The organism is Stenotrophomonas sp. Ps181 (assembly GCF_025697425.1).
Taxonomy (GTDB): domain Bacteria; phylum Pseudomonadota; class Gammaproteobacteria; order Xanthomonadales; family Xanthomonadaceae; genus Stenotrophomonas; species Stenotrophomonas sepilia.
The window spans coordinates 2,501-3,532 of the sequence record NZ_JAHWBI010000017.1; the positions used below are offsets into that span (position 1 = coordinate 2,501).

The window sequence follows — 1,032 nt, forward strand, 5'->3', positions numbered from 1 at the left end:
GGCGAAAAGAACCCCGGAGAGGGGAGTGAAATAGAACCTGAAACCGTGTGCGTACAAGCAGTAGGAGCTCCGCAAGGAGTGACTGCGTACCTTTTGTATAATGGGTCAGCGACTTACTGTTCGTGGCAAGCTTAACCGTATAGGGGAGGCGAAGGGAAACCGAGTCTGATAAGGGCGCATAGTCGCGGGCAGTAGACCCGAAACCGGGTGATCTAGTCATGCCCAGGGTGAAGGTGCGGTAACACGCACTGGAGGCCCGAACCCACTCCCGTTGCAAAGGTAGGGGATGAGGTGTGATTAGGAGTGAAAAGCTAATCGAACCCGGAGATAGCTGGTTCTCCTCGAAAGCTATTTAGGTAGCGCCTCATATGTATCCTCTCGGGGGTAGAGCACTGTTATGGCTAGGGGGTCATCGCGACTTACCAAACCATTGCAAACTCCGAATACCGAGACGGACTGTATGGGAGACACACGGCGGGTGCTAACGTCCGTCGTGAAAAGGGAAACAACCCAGACCCACAGCTAAGGTCCCAAATTTTGTGCTAAGTGGAAAACCATGTGGAAAGGCACAGACAGCCAGGAGGTTGGCTTAGAAGCAGCCACCCTTTAAAGAAAGCGTAATAGCTCACTGGTCGAGTCGGTCTGCGGGGAAGATTTAACGGGGCTAAGCACAGAACCGAAGCTTGGGGTGCATAACTTTGTTATGCGCGGTAGAGGAGCGTTCCGTAAGCCGTTGAAGGTGGATTGAGAAGTCTGCTGGAGGTATCGGAAGTGCGAATGCTGACATGAGTAACGATAATGCGGGTGAAAAACCCGCACGCCGAAAGCCCAAGGTTTCCTTGCGCAACGTTAATCGGCGCAGGGTGAGTCGGCCCCTAAGGCGAGGACGAAAGTCGTAGTCGATGGGAAGCAGGTTAATATTCCTGCACCTCGCGTAAGTGCGATGGAGGGACGGAGAAGGTTAGGTGTACCAGGCGTTGGTTGTCCTGGGGAAAGGCGGTAGGTTTGGATCTTTGGCAAATCCGGGATCCT

1 rRNA gene (running past one end of the window) is annotated in these 1,032 nt (G+C 53.6%); it reads left to right on the forward strand.

What is annotated here, in order from left to right:
- Positions 1–1,032, forward strand: a 23S ribosomal RNA gene (locus tag KXV01_RS19945) (its annotated part extends 458 nt beyond the left edge of the window); the annotation flags it as partial.